Origin of the sequence: Micromonospora sp. WMMD558 (genome assembly GCF_049315255.1) — a bacterium.
In the GTDB taxonomy this organism is placed as follows: domain Bacteria; phylum Actinomycetota; class Actinomycetes; order Mycobacteriales; family Micromonosporaceae; genus Micromonospora.
The window spans coordinates 146,076-165,125 of record NZ_CP186061.1 but is presented as its reverse complement, the minus strand read 5'-3'; the positions used below and the strand labels follow the sequence as shown (position 1 = coordinate 165,125).

General features: G+C 74.5%; 14 protein-coding genes and 1 pseudogene. 10 read left to right on the top strand and 5 right to left on the bottom strand.

Going from position 1 to position 19,050, the window contains the following annotated elements:
- The first annotated feature begins 3 nt into the window (after nt 1–3).
- From dxr to ispG, 3 genes are read left to right on the top strand one after another with little or no spacing between them, the layout of a single operon-like run.
- On the top strand, nt 4–1,215 hold the full coding sequence (dxr, locus tag ACN26Y_RS00750; RefSeq protein ID WP_155333578.1) for a 1-deoxy-D-xylulose-5-phosphate reductoisomerase: 1,212 nt from the start codon (nt 4–6) through the stop codon (nt 1,213–1,215).
- Nucleotides 1,215–2,465, top strand: coding sequence for a M50 family metallopeptidase (locus tag ACN26Y_RS00745; protein ID WP_155333577.1), 1,251 nt, complete (start codon nt 1,215–1,217; stop codon nt 2,463–2,465). The genes dxr and ACN26Y_RS00745 overlap by 1 nt, the downstream gene beginning before the upstream one ends.
- A gap of 9 nt (nt 2,466–2,474) precedes the next feature.
- A complete protein-coding gene (gene ispG, locus ACN26Y_RS00740) occupies nt 2,475–3,647 on the top strand; it encodes a flavodoxin-dependent (E)-4-hydroxy-3-methylbut-2-enyl-diphosphate synthase (protein WP_155333576.1) in 1,173 nt (390 codons plus the stop codon).
- A 64-nt stretch (nt 3,648–3,711) separates the two neighbouring features.
- On the opposite strand, the pseudogene ACN26Y_RS00735 reads toward ispG, so the two are convergent.
- Nucleotides 3,712–3,801: pseudogene (locus tag ACN26Y_RS00735) on the bottom strand (PadR family transcriptional regulator); the annotation flags it as partial.
- Between the two features lie 65 nt (nt 3,802–3,866).
- On the opposite strand from ACN26Y_RS00735, the gene ACN26Y_RS00730 reads away from it, so the two are divergent.
- The 5 genes from ACN26Y_RS00730 (at nt 3,867) to ACN26Y_RS00710 (ending at nt 12,262) form a co-directional block, all read left to right on the top strand.
- On the top strand, nt 3,867–4,706 hold the full coding sequence (locus tag ACN26Y_RS00730) for a DUF4081 domain-containing GNAT family N-acetyltransferase (protein WP_155333575.1): 840 nt from the start codon (nt 3,867–3,869) through the stop codon (nt 4,704–4,706).
- A 124-nt stretch (nt 4,707–4,830) separates the two neighbouring features.
- A complete protein-coding gene (locus ACN26Y_RS00725) occupies nt 4,831–5,727 on the top strand; it encodes an ABC transporter ATP-binding protein (RefSeq protein ID WP_230688842.1) in 897 nt (298 codons plus the stop codon).
- Complete coding sequence (locus tag ACN26Y_RS00720) at nt 5,724–7,958, top strand: YhgE/Pip domain-containing protein (RefSeq protein WP_155333574.1); 2,235 nt, start codon at nt 5,724–5,726, stop codon at nt 7,956–7,958. The genes ACN26Y_RS00725 and ACN26Y_RS00720 overlap by 4 nt, the downstream gene beginning before the upstream one ends.
- Before the next feature lie 39 nt (nt 7,959–7,997).
- Entirely contained in the window at nt 7,998–8,591 is a 594-nt protein-coding gene (locus ACN26Y_RS00715; RefSeq protein ID WP_155333573.1) for a TetR/AcrR family transcriptional regulator, read from the top strand.
- 164 nt (nt 8,592–8,755) lie between these two features.
- Complete coding sequence (locus tag ACN26Y_RS00710) at nt 8,756–12,262, top strand: ABC transporter ATP-binding protein (protein WP_155333572.1); 3,507 nt, start codon at nt 8,756–8,758, stop codon at nt 12,260–12,262.
- A gap of 138 nt (nt 12,263–12,400) precedes the next feature.
- On the opposite strand, the gene ACN26Y_RS00705 is transcribed toward ACN26Y_RS00710, so the two are convergent.
- The 4 genes from ACN26Y_RS00705 to ACN26Y_RS00690 all read right to left on the bottom strand — a co-directional run bounded on the left by ACN26Y_RS00705 (nt 12,401) and on the right by ACN26Y_RS00690 (nt 16,660).
- Entirely contained in the window at nt 12,401–13,468 is a 1,068-nt protein-coding gene (locus tag ACN26Y_RS00705) for an NADH:flavin oxidoreductase/NADH oxidase (RefSeq protein ID WP_422734084.1), read from the bottom strand.
- Nucleotides 13,469–13,534: 66 nt separating this feature from the next.
- Nucleotides 13,535–14,827, bottom strand: a complete 1,293-nt coding sequence (locus ACN26Y_RS00700; RefSeq protein ID WP_422734083.1) for a dicarboxylate/amino acid:cation symporter — start codon at nt 14,825–14,827, stop codon at nt 13,535–13,537.
- A gap of 206 nt (nt 14,828–15,033) precedes the next feature.
- Nucleotides 15,034–15,702, bottom strand: coding sequence for a DUF998 domain-containing protein (locus ACN26Y_RS00695; protein ID WP_366597978.1), 669 nt, complete (start codon nt 15,700–15,702; stop codon nt 15,034–15,036).
- The gene (locus tag ACN26Y_RS00690; RefSeq protein WP_422734082.1) at nt 15,695–16,660 is read right to left on the bottom strand and encodes a glutathione S-transferase family protein; all 966 of its coding nucleotides are present in this window, start codon (nt 16,658–16,660) and stop codon (nt 15,695–15,697) included. Before ACN26Y_RS00690 ends, ACN26Y_RS00695 begins: the two co-directional genes overlap by 8 nt.
- Before the next feature lie 106 nt (nt 16,661–16,766).
- Here ACN26Y_RS00690 and pcaF point away from each other — a divergent pair, with 106 nt between their 5' ends.
- Entirely contained in the window at nt 16,767–17,972 is a 1,206-nt protein-coding gene (pcaF, locus tag ACN26Y_RS00685) for a 3-oxoadipyl-CoA thiolase (RefSeq protein WP_422734081.1), read from the top strand.
- A gap of 259 nt (nt 17,973–18,231) precedes the next feature.
- A complete protein-coding gene (locus ACN26Y_RS00680; protein WP_155333567.1) occupies nt 18,232–19,050 on the top strand; it encodes an SAM-dependent methyltransferase in 819 nt (272 codons plus the stop codon).

Below are 19,050 nucleotides of genomic sequence, written 5' to 3'. Positions count from 1 at the left end.
GTCGTGACTTCTCCCCGGGACCTCGTCCTGCTCGGTTCCACCGGCTCGATCGGGACGCAGGCCATCGACATCGTGCGGCGCAACCCGGACCGGTTCCGGGTGGTCGCCCTCGGCGCCGGCGGTGGCAACGTCGAGCTGCTCGCCGCCCAGGCCCTCGAGCTCGGTGTCGAGGCGGTCGGCGTGGCGAAGGCGTCCGCCGCGCAGGACCTCCAGCTCGCCTTCTACGCCGAGGCGAGCCGGCGCGGCTGGGCCAGCGGGGACTTCAAGCTGCCGAAGATCGTCGCCGGGCCGGACGCGATGACCGAGCTGGCGCAGTGGCCCTGCGACGTCGTCCTCAACGGGGTCGTCGGTTCGCTCGGGCTCGCGCCGACCCTCGCCGCGCTGCGCGCGGGCCGTACGCTCGCCCTGGCCAACAAGGAGTCCCTCGTCGCCGGCGGCCCCCTGGTGAAGGCCGCGGTGACGCGGCCGGGGCAGGTCGTCCCGGTGGACTCGGAGCACTCGGCGCTGGCCCAGTGCCTGCGCGGCGGCACCCGGGGCGAGGTGCGGCGGCTGGTCGTCACCGCCAGCGGCGGCCCGTTCCGGGGCCGGCGACGTGACGAGTTGACGCAGGTCACCCCCGAGCAGGCGCTCGCCCACCCGACCTGGAACATGGGGCCGGTCGTCACGATCAACTCCGCGACGATGGTCAACAAGGCGCTGGAGGTGATCGAGGCGCACGAACTGTTCGACGTGCCGTACGCCGACATCACCGTCATGGTCCACCCGCAGTCGGTGATCCACTCGATGGTGGAGTTCACCGACGGCTCGACGCTCGCCCAGGCCAGCCCGCCCGACATGCGGCTGCCGATCGCCCTCGGCCTCGGCTGGCCCGACCGGGTGCCGGACGCCGCCGCTCCGGTCGACTGGACAAAGAGCCACACCTGGGAGTTCCAGCCGCTGGACGACGAGGCGTTCCCGGCGGTCGCGCTCGCCAAGGCGGCCGGTGCGGCGGGCCGCTGCCGGCCGGCGATCTACAACGCGGCCAACGAGGAGTGCGTCGCCGCGTTCGTCGCCGGGCGGCTGCCGTTCCTCGGCATCGTCGACACCCTGGAGCGGGTGCTGGCGGACGCTCCGGACTTCGCCGAACCAGGTACCGTCGAGGACGTGCTCGCGGCGGAGTCGTGGGCCCGTCGGCACGCGCAGGCGATGATCGCGGGATCGGTGGAAGGAGCTTGATGGCCTACCTGCTCGGGGTGACGCTCTTCGCCCTCGCCATCCTGATCTCGGTGAGCCTGCACGAGGCGGGGCACCTGCTCACCGCCAAGGCCTTCGGGATGAAGGTGACCAAGTACTTCGTCGGCTTCGGCCCGACCCTCTGGTCGTTCCGGCGCGGCGAGACGGAGTACGGGATCAAGGGCATCCCGCTCGGCGGCTTCTGCAAGATCGTCGGGATGACGCCGCAGGACGACGACGTGGACCCGGTCGACGAGCCGCGGGCCATGTGGCGGTTCCCGGTGTGGAAGCGGACGATCGTGATGTCCGCGGGGTCGGTCACCCACTTCGCCCTCGCCCTGGTCGCCCTCTGGATCATCGCGGTCACGGCCGGTCTGCCCAACCCGAAGTTCCCGACCACCGAGGCGCAGGTTCGGCAGGAGCCGGCCGTCATCCAGCTCACCGACTGCGTCGTGCCGGAGAACGCCAACCGTGCCTGCACCGCCGCCGACCCGGCCAGCCCCGCCGCGCGGGCCCAGCTGCGCGACGGCGACCGGATCACCGCGGTCAACGGCACGCCGGTCGCCAGCTACGGTGACCTGCTCACCACCCTGCGTGGGCTCAAGCCGGGCGGGACGGCGCAGATCGCGTACGTCCGCGACGGCCAGCCCGGCACCGCGACGGCGACGCTCGCGCAGACCCAGCGCCCGCCGCTGGACGACCCGAAGGGCGCCGTCGGGCCGGTCGCCGCGCTCGGCGTCGGCCTCGTCCCCAGCACGCCCACCCGCATCGAGTACGGCCCGGTGGCCGCGTTCGGCGCGACCGCCGACTTCACCGGGACCATGGCGGTGAACACCTTCGAGGCGATGAAGCGGATCCCGCAGAAGGTTCCGGCGCTGTGGACCGCGATCACCGGCGGGGAGCGGGACGTGGACACCCCGATCAGCGTGGTCGGCGCCAGCCGGCTGGGCGGCGAGGCGGTGGAGAACAACGCGTGGCTGCTGTTCTTCATGCTCTTCGTCTCGCTGAACTTCTTCATCGGCGTGTTCAACCTGCTGCCGCTGCTCCCGCTGGACGGCGGTCACATCGCCATCGCCTGGTTCGAGCGGGCCCGCTCCTGGGTGTACGCGCGGCTGCGCCGCCCCGACCCGGGCCGGGTCGACTACCTCAAGCTCATGCCCTTCACGTACGCGGTGATCCTGATCGGTGGCGCGTTCACGCTGCTGACCATCACCGCGGACGTCGTCAACCCGATCACGCTCTTCTCAAGGTGAGTGCCTGAAGTGACCGCTGTCAGCCTCGGTATCCCCGCCGTACCGCCCCCGCCGCTCGCGCCGCGTCGGGCGAGCCGCCAGATCATGGTCGGCTCGGTGCCGGTCGGCGGCGGTGCGCCGGTGTCCGTGCAGTCGATGACCACCACCCTCACCGCCGACGTCAACGCGACGCTGCAGCAGATCGCCGAGCTGACCGCGTCCGGCTGCCAGATCGTCCGGGTGGCGGTGCCGAGCCAGGACGACGTGGAGGCGTTGCCGGCGATCGCGCGCAAGTCGCAGATCCCCGTCATCGCCGACATCCACTTCCAGCCGAGGTACGTCTTCGCCGCGATCGACGCGGGCTGCGCGGCCGTCCGGGTGAACCCGGGCAACATCCGGCAGTTCGACGACAAGGTCAAGGAGATCGCCAAGGCCGCGGGTGACGCCGGCGTCCCGATCCGGATCGGCGTCAACGCCGGTTCGCTGGACAAGCGGCTGCTGGCGAAGTACGGCAAGGCCACCGCGGAGGCGCTGGTCGAGTCGGCGTTGTGGGAGTGCTCGTTGTTCGAGGAGCACGGCTTCCGGGACATCAAGATCTCCGTGAAGCACAACGATCCGGTGGTGATGATCCGGGCGTACCGGCAGTTGGCCGAGAAGTGCGACTACCCGCTGCACCTCGGTGTCACCGAGGCCGGGCCGGCCTTCCAGGGCACCATCAAGTCCGCGGTGGCCTTCGGGGCGCTGCTCGCGGAGGGCATCGGCGACACCATCCGGGTGTCGCTGTCCGCCCCGCCGGTCGAGGAGATCAAGGTGGGTGCGGCGATCCTCGAGTCGCTCGGCCTGCGCGAGCGTGGCCTGGAGATCGTGTCCTGCCCGTCCTGCGGGCGCGCCCAGGTCGACGTCTACAAGCTCGCCGAGGAGGTCACCGCCGGCCTGGAGGGGCTGCCGGTGCCGCTGCGGGTGGCCGTCATGGGCTGCGTGGTGAACGGCCCCGGCGAGGCCCGCGAGGCCGACCTGGGGGTCGCCTCCGGCAACGGCAAGGGCCAGATCTTCGTCAAGGGCCAGGTCATCAAGACCGTCCCCGAGGGGCAGATCGTGGAGACGCTCATCGAGGAGGCGCTCCGGCTGGCCGAGGAGATGGGTGCCGAACTGCCCGAGGAGCTGCGCGGCCTGACCGGCGGCGCCACCGTGACGGTGCACTGAGCCAGCCGTACCCGTTCTACGGAGGGGGCGTCCCACGCGGGACGCCCCCTTCGCCGTACGCCGGTCACTCGGTTTCGGCGAGGATGGCGTGGAGCTTGCGGCGGGTCTCGTCGAGCACCTGGTCGGCCCGCTCCCGCTGGTCGTCGGTGCCGGTCCCCGGTTCGGCCCGCTGAGCCGGTCGCCCTACGCGGTCCCCGCCGATCTGGCAGGCTGGTAGCCGTGCTGACGGCGCCGGTACGGCAACTCGGGGAATCGGAGCGCCGCGCGGTCGAGCGCCTGCTCGACCTCGACCCGTACGCGGGTGCGCAGGTCGCCGAGCGGGTCGCCGCGCGGGGCCTTGCCTGGTGGCGCGCGGAGGGGCGGGTCCTCGGGTACGGCAACCGCCGCCAGCTGGAGTCGCTCTGCTGGCTGGGCGGCAACCTCACGCCGGTGCTCGCCTCGGAGCCGGCCGTCGCCGCGTTCGCCGACCTGCTCGCCGGTGAGGAGCGGCTCTGCTCCTCGATCGTCGGGCGGGCCGACGCGGTGCTCGGGCTGTGGGACCGTCTCTCCTCGACCTGGGGTCCGGCCCGGGACGTCCGCCCCAACCAGCCGCTGCTCGCCACCGACGAGGTGCCCGGCGTGCCGGTCGACCCGCACGTGCGCCGGGTACGCCGAGGTGAGGTGGACCGGCTCTTCCCGGCGGCGGTGGCGATGTACACCGAGGAGGTGGGTGTCTCGCCGTTGGCCGAGGACGGCGGACGTAGTTACCGTCGCCGGGTGGAGGACCTGGTCCGGGCCGGCCGGGCGTACGCGCGGTTCGTCGACGGCGCCGTCGTGTTCAAGGCCGAGCTGGCGGTGGTCACCCGGCGGACCGCGCAGGTCCAGGGGGTCTGGGTCGCCCCGGAGTGGCGGGGCCGGGGGATCGCCACGGCCGCCATGGCGGCCGTCGTCCGGGACGCGCTGCGTCGCGTCGCGCCGACCGTCAGCCTGTACGTCAACGATTTCAACGTGCCCGCCCGGCGGGTGTACGAGCGCTGCGGCTTCCGCCCGGTGGGCACCCTGGCCACCGTGCTGTTCTGACGCCCGCCACCCGGGGCGCCGGGCCGCATGGCCCGGATCACGTCGGCCGATGAGTTCCGGATCGGACGGCCGGGACTATGCTGGGCATGTTTTTGTACTGACCGGTCAGTTCAAGGAGTGCTTGGTGGGGGATGCGGTCATCGAGGCGCACCAACTCGGCCTGCGTACCCGGCGCGGTTGGGTGTTCCGGGACGTCGACCTGACCGCCGCCCGCGGCGACCTGCACGCCGTCGTCGGGCCCCCGGGCAGCGGACGGACATCGCTGCTGCTCGCCCTCGCCGGGCGCTTCCCCACCACGCACGGGCGGTTGCTGCGACACGGCACCTCCGCACTCGGCCACGTTCCCGACGTGCACGAGCCCGATCCCGCGCTGACCGTCGCCGAGCACGTCCGGGAGCGGCTGCTGCTCCTCGGGCCGGTCCCGCACCGGCGTCGCCAACTGGTGCCGGTGGCGGCCCTGCGGGCCCGGCGCGCGTACCGGCGGGACGCCTTCGCCACCGCGATCGCCGGCGCGGGGCTGACCGACGACGTGCCGTTCGACCCGGCCACCCGGGGCCGGGACCTGACGCCGCTGCAGCGTCAGGTGCTGGGGCTCGTCCTGGCCACGTTGAGCGGCCCGGCGCTGATCGTCGCCGACGACGTGGACGCCGGGTCGGACGCCGCCGAGCGCGCCTGGCTCTGGACGGCGCTCAGCCACCTGGCCGACCGGGGCTACGCCGTCATCGCCACCGCCCGCGCCGTCGAACCGGACAGCCCGGCGATCGTGCACCGCCTCGGTGACCCACCGCCGGTGCCCTCGCTCACCACCGCCCTCACCCGCGACACCCGCGCTCCGCTCCGGCCCGAGCCACCGACCACAGCCGCGCCGTCCGCCAGACCCGCGCCCACCGCCGAGTCCGCCGGGCCCGAGCCGCCCGCCGACGCCCAGCCACCGACCACAGCCGCGCCGTCCGCCGAACCCGCGCCCCGCGACGGCGACCCCTCCGTGACCGACGTCGAGACCGTCGAGGTGACCCCGTGAGCGTGTTCCGACTGGCCCGTTTCGAGCTGCGCCGGATGACGCGGGGCCGGCTGCCCCGGGCCGCGCTGGCCGTGCTCACCGTCATCCCGCTGCTCTACGGTGCCCTCTACCTGTACGCCTTCTGGGACCCGTACACCAAGCTCGACCGCATCCCGGTGGCACTGGTCAACGCCGACCGCCCGGCCACCGCGAGCGACGGAAGCGCCGTGCACGCCGGGCAGGACCTCACCGACGAACTGCTCGACCGGCGGGTGTTCGGCTGGCACGTCACCGACGCCGAGGACGCCGCCGCCGGACTGCGCGGCGGCCGGTACCACCTCGCGTTCACCATCCCGGCTGACTTCTCCGCCACCCTCGCCGCGGGCCCGGACCCCGCGCGGCCGGCCCGGCAGGGGCGGCTGAAGCTGGTCAGCGACGACTCCACCAACTACCTCTCCGGGCTGCTCGCCCGGTCGGCCTTCGCCGAGATCCGGGCGGCCGCCGGGGAGAGCACCGCCGCGGGCTACTTCGCGAAGATGCTGGTCGGCTTCACGGACCTCAAGTCGGAGACGGCCCGCGCTGCCGACGGCGCGGGGAAGGTCGCCGACGGCCTCGGCGGCGCCACGGACGGCGCCGGGACGCTGGCCGGCGGACTGGACCGGAGCGTGGGCGGTGCCGGCCGGCTCGCCGACGGCCTGGACGCGTCCACGGCCGGCGCGGGCCAGCTCTCCGGCGGCCTGGACCGGAGTGCCGACGGCGCCGGTGACCTGGCCGACGGGCTCGGGCAGTTGCGGACCGGCGCGGTGCAGCTCGCCGACGGGACGGCACGGGCGGCCTCCGCCACCCGCGCCGTCGCCGACCGGGTCGACCACGCGGCCGGCCGGGTCGAGCCGGTGCTGCGGGAGAACGCCGAGCTGATCGAGACGTCCGCGACCGCCGTGGCCGAGGGCGCCGAGGCCCTCGCTGCCGGGCTGGACGTGCTGCCCACCCGGGCCGAGGAGGCGGTGACCGCCGCCCGGGCGGTCCGCGACCGGCTCGACGCGCTGGTCGCGGCCCACCCCGAGCTGGCCGACGACCCGGCCGTGGTGGCCGCCCGCCGGGCCGCCGACCAGGCGGTCGCCGCGGCCGAGGCGGTGGTGGCCGGGCTGGAACGGACCGACCTCGCCGCCCTGCGGGAGCGGATGACGGCGGTGGCGGCGACCGCGCGCGAGATCGCGGCGGCCGCCCCGCACCTCGCCGACGACGTCGCCGCCGCCCGCGCGAAGGTGGACGAACTGGCCACCGGCCTGACCACCCTCGCCGAGGGCAGTGCCCGGCTGCGGGACGGCCTGGACACGGCCGCCACCGGCGCGGACGAGCTGCACGGCGGGCTGTTCCGCCTCGCCAGCGGCGCCCGGGAACTGGACGGCGGCCTCCAGCGGCTGGGCGCCGGCAGTGAACGGCTCGCCGACGGACTCGTCCGGCTGGAGGGCGGCGCCGGGGACCTCGCCGACGGGCTGACGCGGCTCGGCACGGGCGCCGGCGACCTCGCCGACGGGCTCACCGCCGGGGCCGGGAAGATCCCCGGGTACGACGACGCCGACGCCCGCGCCGACATCCTCGGGGATCCGGTGGCGCTGGACCGCACCGCGCACAACGCCGCCGGCTCGTACGGCGTGGGCTTCGCCCCGTACTTCCTCGGCCTGGCTCTCTGGGTCGGCGCGATGATCACGTACCTGCTGCTGCGCCCGCTCAACCGGCGGCACGTGATGTCCGGTGCGGCGGCCTGGCGGGTCGCGCTCGCGGGCTGGCTGCCCGCCGCGGCGATCGGCCTGGCCCAGGCCGGGGTGCTCTTCGCGGTGGTGACGCTGGCGCTCGGGCTGGACCCGGCGCGGCCCGCCGCGACCCTCGGGGTGCTGGCGCTGGCCTCGCTCGTCTTCACCGCGACCGTGCAGTGGCTCGGCGCGCAGCTCGGCCCGGCCGGGCGGTTGGCCGCCCTGGCGCTGCTCATGCTGCAGCTCACCTCGTCCGGCGGCACCTACCCGGTGGAGACATCGCCCGGCTTCTTCCAGGTGATCCACCCGTGGCTGCCGATGAGCTACCTGGTCACGGCGCTGCGCCACACCATCAACGGCGGGGCGGTCGGGCCGGTGGTGACCGGCGCCCTCGTGCTGGTCGCGTTCGGGGCGGGCGCGCTCGTGCTCACCGGCCTCGCCGCGCGGCGGGCGCGCCGGCTGACCCCGGCCACCCTCCACCCGGAGCTGGCCATGTGAGGATGCTGGGGGCGGCGCGGAGTGCACGGGGGAGAGCGAGTGGCGGACGGACGGAGCCGGCGGCGGGAGGATACCCGTCAGCGCCTCTTCGAGGCGGCCGTGGAACTCATCGCCGAGCAGGGCTACTCCGCCACCACCGTGGACGACATCGCCGCCCGCGCCGGCGTCGCCAAGGGCACCGTCTACTACAACTTCCAGTCCAAGACGGTCCTCTTCGAGGAGTTGCTGCGGCACGGCATCGGTCTGCTGACCGCCGAGTTCCGCGCCGCCGTGGCCGGGTTGCCGCCCCGCGAGGCGCTGGCCGCCCTGGTGCGCGCCGAACTGGAGTACATCCGCCGCTACCGGGCCTTCGCCCAGTTGCTGCTGTCGGAGATGTGGCGCACCAACCGGGAGTGGCAGCAGACCCTGCGGCTGCTGCGCGGCGAGGCGATCGAGGTGATCGCCGAGACCGTACGGGCCGGCGTGGCCAGCGGGGACCTGCCGGCGGACCTGGACGTGCGGACCGCCTCGTCGGCGCTGTTCGGCGTCGGCCTGGTGGTCGCCGTGGACTGGCTCGTCTTCCAGCCCGACCGCCCCCTCGAGGACGTGCAGGACGCCCTCCTCACCATCGTGCGACGGGTCGCCGAGGTGTAAGGAAGGGCCCCTTGTTAACGCCTGCGGTAGAGGAGGGGCCCCCTGTTAACGCGCTACCGCGCGTCACCAGGCGGCGACGCATCGACGGGTAAATGCGTTGATCGCCCGGGTCGACTCGGGCGACGCTGGTTCTACCGCCACCGTCTGCCGTAAGGGGTCTCGCCGTGCGTCTGCTCCGCGACATGTGGGCCACGTCGCCCCGCCGCATGGCGATCGTGACCGTCCTGGTCGTGCTCGGCGCCGGCGGCCAGGCGGCCGCCGCGGCCCTGGCCGGGCCGGTCCTGCTGCACCGGTCCACCGGATACTTCACCGTCCTCGCCGCCGCGCTGGTCGCCGCCGTCGTCAGCGACCTCGTCGTCAGCCTGCTGATGGCGGGCGTGACCGCGGACTGGTCCGCCGCCGTCCGGCGCCGGCTGTGCCGGGTCGCGTTCGGGCAGGACCTGCCCACTCTGGAGACGACGCCGGTTGGTGAGCTGCTCGACCGCATCGACGGCGACGTCTACCAGGTCGCCGCCGCCGTGCGGGCCCAGGGCGTACGCATCGCGCAGATGCTGGCGGTCGGTGTGCTCTCCACCGCCGTCGCGATCGGCGTGTGGTGGCCGGCCGGCGTCACCATGCTGGTGCTGGCCGGTGCGCTCGTCGTCGGCCTGCGCCGGCCCACCGCCCGGATCGTGCCGGCCCGGATGGCGGAGGAGGAGGCCTGGTCCGACCTGGCGGCGGTGATGGAGGAGGCCATCCACGGCCAGGACGACGTCCGCACCAGCCTCGCCCAGCCGTACGTGCTCCGGCTCTACGCCACGCGGGCGGCGGCCGTGCTCTCCCGCGGCCTGCGGGTCTGGCGGATGTCGGCGAAGGTGACGACCGTGGCGGCCGGGGTCACCCGTGCGGGGATCGCGGCGGTGGTGCTCGCCGGGGCGTGGGCACTGGCCACCGGCCGGATGGACGGCGCCCGACTCACCGCGGTGTGGCTGCTCGCCATCGCGTTCGGCGCCACCGTCGAGCACGTCAGCCGGATGGTGCCCGAGCTGCAGTACGCGCTCGGCGCCTGGGGCCGCGTGCAGCTGCTGGAGGACTCGCCGCAGGAGCCCACCGGCGGGCAGGCCCCGCTCGACGGTGACCTCTCGGTCCGGGGGCTCACCTTCCGCTACCCGGTGGCCGACGGTACCCGGGGGCCCGCCCTGCGCGACGTCCACCTGACCTTCACCCGCGGCCGCTCGTACGCGCTGGTCGGCCGCACCGGCTCCGGCAAGTCGACCCTGGCCAAGGTGCTCACCCGGGCCGTCGACGTGCCGGCGGGGACGGTCTTCCTCGGCGGCCGCGACCTGCGCGACCTCGACGTCGAGCAGCTCCGCCGGTGGATCGCCGTGGTGCCGCAGCGCACCGAGATCCTGGCCGGGACGCTCGCCGAGAACGTCGCGCTCTTCGATTCCGGCCTGCTCGACGACGCGGCCCGCGCGCTGCACGAGCTGGGTCTCGCCGCCTGGATCGCCGAGCTGCCCGACGGGCTGCACACCCGGCTCGGCGAGGGCGGGCACGTGCTCTCCGCCGGGCAGGAGCAATTGGTCGCGTTCGCCCGGATCCTGGTGCGGGACCCGCACGTGGTGATCCTGGACGAGGCCACCGCCCGGCTCGACCCGGTCACCGAGGCGCGCGTGCAACGCGCCACCGAGCGGCTGCTGCGCGACCGGATCGGCATCGTCATCGCCCACCGGCTCTCCTCGGTGCGGCACTGCGACGAGGTGGTCGTGCTGGCCGACGGCGCGGTGGTCGAGGCGGGACCGCTGCGGGAGTCGGAGCGCTTCGCCGAACTGCTCGCCACCAGCCACACCGCCGCGTACGCCCGGGGTGGCACGCGCAGCCGCGGCGGCGGGCTCGACCTGCTGGAGGGCCCGGAGCCGGACGCGCCGGGGGACCAAGCTCCGTCCGCCGAGCCCGCCGACCGCACACCACCGGCGGGGGCCGCGCCCGAGGACCGCACGCCACCGCCGACCGCGACGTTCGCGGGCACGCTGCGGGAGATCGTGCGGCTGGTCTTCAACGACCCGCGGTACGGGCTGGCGGCGCTGGCGCTGTTCATGGTGCTGGTGCTGATCGGCCTGGACGGCCCGCTGCTGCCGTGGCTCTGGGCGGACGTGGTCGACGGCGTCGGCGACCCGTGGCTGCCGGCGCTCGGCATCGCCGCCGGGCTGCTGGTGACGCTGCCCGTCCCCTGGTACACGAGCATCTGGTTCCCGGGCTGGTGGGTCCGGCAGATGCTGCGGATCAGCCTGCGCCTCGTGCACGGGCAGACCGGGCCCCGGCGGGTCAGCACGCACACCCCGGCCGAGGTGGTGGCCCAGGGCGGTGACACCGAACGGGTCGTGCAACTGGCCGACAACCTGCTGGACCAGGCGGCCGCACTCGTGCTGCTGGTGGCGATGACGGCGATCTCCGGCAGCGTCGTACCCGGGCTGTTCTTCGCCGGGACGATGCTGGTGTCCGGGCTGGCGGCGACGCTGTTCGGCCCTCGCCTGGAGCGCACCGCGCGGGAGACGGTGGCGGCGCGGGCGGCGTTCGCGACAGCGCTGGTCTCCTCGCTGTCCGCCGCCCGCACGGTGAAGCTGGCCGGCGCGACCCGGCCGGTGCTCACCCACCTCGCCGACCTGGACGTGACGCGCAGCGAGCGGCAGCGGCGGGAGATCTCCGTGCAGGTGTGGTCCCGGTCGACGCCGTCGCTGGTCAGCGGGCTGCTGCCGATCGGCGCCTGGGCGCTGTTCCTGACCGGCACGCTGTCGGCGGGGGCGACCCTGGTCGCCGTGGCCACGCTCGCCGCGGCGCGCTGGTTCGCGTGGACCACGGCGTCGCTGATCTCGCAGGTGCCGTCCGCGCGGGTGTGGACCCGCCGGACGATGGCGATGGCCGGCGTGGCCGCGTACTCGGCTTCCCTGCCCGACGTGGACCTGGCCACCGGGAAGGCACCGGCGCCGGCCGTGCCGCCGCGGCACCCGCTGCGCCGGCTGGAGCTGTCCGGCTTCGGCGTCCGGCACACCGACGGCACGACGGCCGTGCGGGACGTCGACCTGACCGTGGAGCGCGGCCAACTCGTGCTGGTGGTCGGGCCGGTCGGCTCGGGCAAGTCGTCACTGCTGCGGGCTCTGGCCGGGATCGCGCCGCACACGGGTCGTTTGACCTGGAACGGTGAGCCGGTCACCGAACCGGAGCTGTTCCTGCGTCCGCACCAGGTGGGTTACGTCGGCCAGCTGCCCCGGGTGCTGTCCGGGACGGTCGCCGACAACATCACCCTCGGCCATCCGGTCGACGCCGCCGCGGCCGTGTCGACCGCCCAGCTCGACCACGACCTCGCGGCGTCCGGGGCCGGGCTGGGGCTGATGATCGGACACAAGGGCACCCGGCTCTCCGGCGGGCAGCTCCAGCGCCTCGCGCTGGCCCGGGCACTCGCACCGCGTACCGAGCTGCTGGTGGCCGACGACGTGTCGTCCGCGCTGGACGTCACCACCGAGCTGGCGCTCTGGGAGGCGCTGCGCCGGCACGGCGTGACGGTGGTCGGCTCGACGTCGAAACGGGCGGCGCTGGTCCGCGCCGACCACGTCGTGGTGCTGGAGAACGGCCGGGTCGCCGCCCAGGGCCCCTGGCGCGACCTGGAACCAACCTGGTCCCACCTGGCCGGCTGACGCGCCCCCACCCCCCCGCCCCACCCCCCGCCCCACCCCCCGCCCGACGCTGCGTCGATCATGAAGTTAGCGGGGTCAAATCGGGCAGAACCACCCGCTAACCTCATGATCAACCCGGGTGGGGCGGGTGGGGGTGGGTCAGGTGGCGCGGAGGTACTGGGAGGGCCAGGTGGGGGTGGTGCCGAGCTTGGCGGCGGCGCGGTGCGGCCAGTACGGGTCGCGGAGCAGTTCCCGGCCGAGCAGCACCAGGTCGGCCTCTCCGGCCGCCACGATCTGCTCGGCCTGCTCCGGCTCGACGATGAGCCCCACCGCGCCGGTGGCCACGCCGGCCTCCCGCCGGATGCGGGCGGCCAGGGGCACCTGGTAGCCCGGGCCGACGGGCACCGTCGCGTCGGGGGACGCCCCGCCGGAGGAGCAGTCGACGAGGTCGACGCCGGCGGCGGCCAGTTCGCCGGCGAGGACGACGCTGTCGTCGACCGACCAGCCGCCGTCAACCCAGTCGGTGGCGGAGATCCGGGCCAGCACCGGCAGGTCCTCGCCGACGGCGGCGCGGACCGCCCGCGCCACGGCCAGGGTGAGGCGCATCCGGCCCGCGCGGTCGCCGCCCCACCCGTCGGTGCGGTGGTTCGTCAGCGGCGACAGGAACTCGTGCAACAGGTAGCCGTGCGCGGCGTGGATCTCGACCGCCTGGAAGCCGGCGTCGACGGCGCGACCGGCCGCCGCCGCGAACGCCTCGACCACTGCGGCGATGCCGGACTCGTCCAGCGCGGTCGGACGCCGGTAGTCGGGAACGAAGGGTTCGTTGCCCGGGCCGACGGGGGTCCAGCCACCCTCGGTGTCCGGAACGCCACCCCGTCGCGGCTCCCACGGCCGGTACGTGGAGGCCTTGAATCCGGCGTGCGCCAACTGCACCGCCGGCACCGCGCCCTGCGCGGCGACGAACGCGGTGACCGGCCGCCACGCGTCGACGTGCGCGCCGGACCAGAGGCCGGTGTCCTGGGGGCTGATCCGCCCGTCGGGCAGCACCGCGGTGGCCTCGGTCAGGACCAGGCCGGCGCCGCCGACGGCCCGGGTGCCGAGGTGCACGAGGTGCCAGCCGGTCGGCAGGCCGTCCGGGCCGGCGGTGTACTGGCACATCGGCGCGAGGGCCACCCGGTTGGGCAGCGTCACCGCGCGCAGGGCGAGGGGGGTGAACAGGGTGCTCATCTCGTCATCCTCTCGACTGCGCGACGGAGGACACCGGTGCGGTGCCCTCCGTCGCGGACGGGATGGTCAGGCCGGGACCGGCGCCAGGTCCTCGTCCCGGGCCGGGCGGGGTTCGCGCTCGACGGCGGCGCGCCGGCCGGCCGAGTCGTACGCGGTCCGGTCGAGGGTGCCCTCCCGGGCGGCGACGATCGTCGGCACGAGCGCCTGACCGGTCACGTTGGTGGCGGTCCGGATCATGTCGAGGATCGGGTCGATGGCCAGTAGCAGGCCCGCGCCGGCCAGCGGCAGGCCGAGCGTGCTCAGGGTCAGGGTCAGCATGACGATCGCACCGGTCAGGCCGGCGGTCGCCGCCGAGCCGACCACGGAGACGAATGCGATCAGCAGGTAGTCGGTGACGCCCAGGTCCACCCCGAAGACCTGTGCCACGAAGATCGCGGCCAGGGCCGGGTAGATCGCCGCGCAGCCGTCCATCTTCGTGGTGGCCCCGAAGGGCACCGCGAAGGAGGCGTACTCGCGGGGGACGCCGAGGCGCTCGACCGAGCGCTGGGTCACCGGCATGGTGCCCACCGAGGAGCGGGAGACGAACGCCAGCTCGATCGCCGGCCAGGCGCCGGCGAAGAAGCGCAGCGGGTTGAGCCGGCCGGCGCCGAGAAGCAGCAGCGGGTAGACGACGAACAGCACGATCGCGCAGCCCACGTACACGGCGGTGGTGAAGCGCGCGAGCGGGGCCAGCAGGTCCCAGCCGTACGAGGCGACGGCGTTGCCGATCAGGCCCAGGGCGCCGATCGGGGCGAGCCGGATCACCCACCACAGCGCCTTCTGGACGATCTCCAGCAGCGCGCGGTTGAGCGCGACGAACGGCTCGGCGGCCGGGCCGACGAGCAGTGCGGCGGCGCCGACGACGAGGGCGAGGAAGACGATCTGGAGCACGTTGCCCTCGACGAACGCGCCGACCGGGTTGGTCGGCACGATGCCGGTGAGGAAGTCGGTCCACGAGCCGGTCTTCTTCGGGGCGGTGGCGGCGGCGGTGTCCAGGGTGACGCCGCGGCCGGGGTCGGTGAGGACGCCGAGGCCGATGCCGACGCCCACCGCGACCAGCGCGGTCACGCCGAACCAGAGCAGGGTCTTCAGCGCCAGCCGGGCGGCGTTCGTCACGCCCCGCAGGCTGACCACGCTGACCACGATCGCGGTGAAGACCAGCGGCGGCACGGCCAGCTTGAGCAGCTGGACGAACAGGCCGCCGACGGTGTCGAGGGTGCTGGCGAGCCAGGTCAGGTCGTTGGCGCGGGCCAGGAAGCCGAGCGCCACGCCGAGAACGAGCCCGAGCAGGATCTGCATGGAAAAGGGAACTCTGCGCACGGAAGGTCCAAGTCTGGAGGGGGTCGGTCAGGGCGGCGTCAGGGGAGAAGCCGCGCCGGACAGACGCCGCTGGCCTGCAGTCGGAGGTCGACGTACAGGCGCACGGTGAGGTTCCAGACGTTGGTCATCGTTGGCCGACGCTACTCGCGGCGCACGCACGGCTGGAAGGACCGACTTGGGTGACGCTCCTTACAGCCCGGGTCTCCTCACCGCCGGGCCGCGCCGAGCGCGGCGGCGGTGGCCAGACCCCAGCCGGCGGCCACCGCCAGCAGCAGCCGCTCCAGCACCCCGACCAGGCCGCTCCGGCCGACCGTCAGCATCGCCAGGCCGATCGCCCCGGACAGCGGCAGCGCCAGGGCGACGCCCACGCCGGCGATCCGGCGCAGCGGCCGGTGCGCGGCGGGGGAGAGCAGCACCGCCAGCATCGCGAACACCACCGCCGCCGTCGCGGCGATGCTGGCCCCGCCGTGCACCAGGTCGGCCACCGTGGCCCGCTCGAACGGCGGCAACGGGCAGCCGGCGCTGCACGTGACCGCGCCGGAGAGCAGGGTGCAGAGACCACCGGCGGCGAGCAGCGCCGCCGCCGGCCGCAGCGCCGCCGGAAGCGCCGCCGCGAGCAGCAGCAACGCCGTGGCGAGGGCGAAGACCCCGATCCGGTACGCCGGGGCGTACGCGCTGCCGGCCACGCCGGCCTCGCTGACGTACCCGGTCAGACCGGGGCCGGGACCGGCGACCACGGCGACGGTCACCGCGGCGACCCCGGCGACGGTGCTGCCGGCCGCGACCGCCGCGGCAGCCGCCCGGCGAGTGCCCACGGCGGCGGACCCGGCCGGGGGCCGGCGGGCGGTCGCGGTGCCCCGGCGCCGGTCAGCCACGTCCGTGGGGCGTCGTCCAGCCGGCGAGGTCCGGACCCAGCGGCACGATCCCGGTGGGGTTGATCATCTTGTGGGTGGCGTAGTAGTGCCGCTTGATGTGGTCGAAGTCCACCGTCTCGCCGAAGCCCGGCGTCTGGAACAGGTCCCGGGCGTACGCCCACAGCACCGGCATCTCGGTCAGCTTCTGCCGGTTGCACTTGAAGTGCCCGTGGTACGCCACGTCGAAGCGCACCAGCGTGGTGAACAGGCGGACGTCGGCCTCGGTGATCGAGTCGCCCATCAGGTAGCGCCGGCCGGCCAGCCGCTCCGACAGCGCGTCCAGCCGGGCGAAGAGCGCCCGGAACGCCTCGTCGTACGCCGACTGGGAGGTGGCGAACCCGCACCGGTAGACGCCGTTGTTGACGTCCCGGTGGATCTCCGCCATCAGCGCGTCCATCTCCGGGCGCAGCTCCACCGGGTACAGGTCCGGCGCCCCCGGCTTGTGGAAACGTCGCCACTCGGTGGAGAAGTCGAGCGTGAGCTGCGGGTAGTCGTTGGTGACCACCCGACCGGTGAGCGTGTCGACCAGCGCCGGAACGGTGACCCGGCCGGTGTAGTCGGGGTCGCTCGCCAGGTACGCCTCGGAGAGGTAGCCGATCCCGAGCACCGGGTCGAACGCGTCCGGGTCGAGGGTGAACCGCCAACCCCGCTCGTCCCGGATCGGGTCCACGGTGCCGAGGGAGATCACGTCGTCCAGCCCGAGCAGGCTGCGGACGATCCGGGCCCGGTGCGCCCAGGGACAGGCGCGGCACCAGATCAGCCGGTAGCGGCCCGGCTCCACCGGCCAACGGTCCTGGTCGTCCGGCCCACCACCCGGCACCGAGGTGGAATGCGGGGTGACCCGACCGGTGAACCGGTTGGGCTGGCGTACGAACTCGCCACCGCGACTGGTCTCTGCGCTGAACTGGGCCCGGGCCATGCCGTCAACCTATCCCGTCCGCGCGCGGATATCCTGGCCCCCGGAACGCCGGCCGCGACCCGGCGGGCGCTCCGACCCCACCCTTCCCACCCCCAGAGGACTCGCGATGACCGTGGCATACCTGGTGGCCGGTGTCCGCACCCCGATCGGCCGGTACGCCGGCGCGCTCGCCGGCGTCCGCCCCGACGACCTGGCCGCACACGTGATCCGCGAGCTGGTCGCCCGCCACCCGTCGGTGGACTGGGCCCGCACCGACGACGTCGTCCTCGGATGCGCGAACCAGGCCGGCGAGGACAACCGCAACGTCGCGCGGATGGCGGCGCTGCTCGGCGGCCTGCCCGAGGAGGTGCCCGGCAGCACCGTCAACCGGCTCTGCGGCTCCGGCCTGGACGCCCTCGCGTCCGCCGCCCGCTCGATCGTCGCCGGCGAGGCCGACCTCGTGGTGGCGGGTGGCGTGGAGAGCATGAGCCGGGCGCCGTTCGTGCTGCCCAAGGCGGAGACCGCGTTCGCCCGCACCGCCGAGGTGTACGACACCACCATCGGCTGGCGGCTGGTCAACCCGCTGATGAAGCGGGGCTGGGGCATCGACTCGATGCCGGAGACGGCGGAGAACGTGGCCGCCGAGTACGGCGTCGACCGTGCCGCCCAGGACGGGTTCGCGTTCCGGTCCCAGCAGCGGGCCGCGAAGGCGCAGGCCGACGGCCGGTTCGCCGAGGAGATCGTGCCGGTCACCGCCCCCGCCGGCCGGCGGGAGACGAAGCTGGTCGAGGTCGACGAGCACCCTCGGGAGACGTCGCTGGAGAAGCTCGCGGCGCTGCCCACGCCGTTCCGCGAGGGCGGCACGGTGACCGCCGGCAACTCCTCGGGCGTCAACGACGGCGCGGTGGCGCTGCTGGTCGCGTCGGAGGCCGCGGTCGCCCGGTACGGGCTCACCCCGCTGGCCCGGGTGGCGGGCGCCGCCGCGGCCGGCGTACCCCCGCGGATCATGGGGGTGGGTCCGGTGCCGGCCACCCGTAAGCTGCTCGACCGGCGCGGCCTGGCGCTGGGCGACGTGGACGTGGTCGAGCTGAACGAGGCGTTCGCCGCGCAGGCGGTGGCCGTGCTGCGCGAGCTGGGCCTGCCCGAGGACGCCGAGCACGTCAACCCGAACGGCGGCGCGATCGCGCTCGGGCACCCGCTCGGCGCGAGTGGCGCCCGGCTGGCCCTGACCGCCGCGTTGGAGCTGCGTCGCCGCGGCGGCCGGCGCGCGCTCGCCACGATGTGCGTCGGCGTGGGCCAGGGCATCTCGCTGCTGCTGGAGGCCGCCGGCTGAGCCGGCCGTACCGCGTCCGCCGGGCGCCGGGGGACGCGGTACGGTGACCACCGGCCACTGTGGTCGGTCGGTTCCGCTGGGTGACGGCGGGGGCCGGCGGGCGACGTCGTCCGGCTTGGATCTCCCGTACCGGGTGGGGCGGGCCTAGAGTGGTGGGCACCACACGACCCGCGGGTCGGCCGGTGGGCCTCCGTGTGTCCGCACGCGCCCCGACACCGGTTCCCTCCCGCACCGCGGCGACGACTTGGGGTGCAGCACAGTGCAGATGCCGGACGGACTTCCCGCCGAGATCGACCTCTCCCGGCCCAGCGCGGCACGGGTGTACGACTACTTCCTGGGCGGTGCCCACAACTTCGAGATCGACCGGCAGCTCGCCGAGCAGATCGCCAGCATGACGCCGAACCTGGCGGGCACGATGCGCGCGGGCCGGGAGTTCCTCCGCCGCGCCGTACGCGTGCTGCTGGACGCCGGTATCGACCAGTTCCTCGACATCGGCTCCGGCATCCCGACCGTCGGCAACGTGCACGAGGTGGCCCAGTCCACGAACCCGAAGGCCCGGGTGGTGTACGTGGACATCGACCCGGTGGCCGTGGCGCACAGCCGGGAGCTGCTGGTCGGCAACGACCTGACCGGGGTGGTCCACGCCGACCTGCGGGAGCCGGAGCGCATCCTCGCCGAGTCCCGCGAGTCCGGCCTGCTCGACTTCAACCGGCCGCTCGGCATCCTGCTCGCCGGGGTGGTGCACTTCATCCCGGACGCCGACCGGCCGGGCGACATCCTGGCCACGCTGCGGGCCGCCGCCGCACCGGGCAGCCACCTCGTGATCTCCCACTCCACGTACGAGGACCAGCCGCAGGAGATGCTCGACGCCCAGCGGCTGTCGGCGCGGACCGACACCGAGATCACGCTGCGCTCCCGCGCCGAGATCACCGGCTTCTTCGGGGACTGGACGATCCTCGAGCCGGGCGTCGTCCACATGCCGCTGTGGCGGCCCGACTCGCCGTCCGACGTGGACGACAAGCCGGAGCAGTTCGGCGCGTTCGGCGGTGTGGCCCGGTACGACCGGCCCGCCGGCTGA